Source organism: Pseudomonas sp. 5.2, from assembly GCF_059025405.1.
This window is the reverse complement of sequence record NZ_JBYBHH010000060.1, coordinates 1-504: the sequence shown is the minus strand read 5'-3', so window position 1 is coordinate 504 and position 504 is coordinate 1. Positions and strand designations below refer to the sequence as shown.

Here is a 504-nt window from a genome sequence, read left to right as displayed (position 1 = left end):
CGAAACCTCGGCCATCTTCACCCACGACGCCCAAGGCGAAGACGTGTACGTCGATGCTGGCTCGCTGACTGTCAGCATCACCGGCACCAGCGTGCCGGATGGCCGCCAGTTCGAGAACCTGGTCGTCAGCAAGCCTTCGGCCTCGGTGGACATCAAGGACACCTCGAACGAAGTCATCGCCAAGCTGACCGCCACGCCGTCGGTCACCGAAGGCGGTTCGATCGTCTACACCGTGACCCTGACCAGCAAGGATGGCCTGCCAGTCAACAACCACGGCGCCCTGACCTTCACCCTGAGCGACGGCAAAACCGTCATCACCGTGCCGGCCAACGGCACCGTCGGTACGGCCACCGTCGCTGCACCGGATAACGTCTACATCGGCCAAAGCTCGGTCAGCCAGACCCTGCAATCGGTAGGTGGCGCGGGCGCCAGCAAGTTCGAAAATCTGACCCTGGACAAGGCCCCGGCCACCACCACGGTCAACGACGAACCCGGCGTAGGCAC

1 protein-coding gene is annotated in these 504 nt (G+C 63.9%); it reads left to right on the top strand.

The genetic code is table 11. The annotated features are described in order from the left end of the window. A partial coding sequence (locus tag AC5PZ0_RS28295; RefSeq protein ID WP_493856216.1) for an immunoglobulin-like domain-containing protein occupies positions 1–504 on the top strand: 504 nt, incomplete at both ends.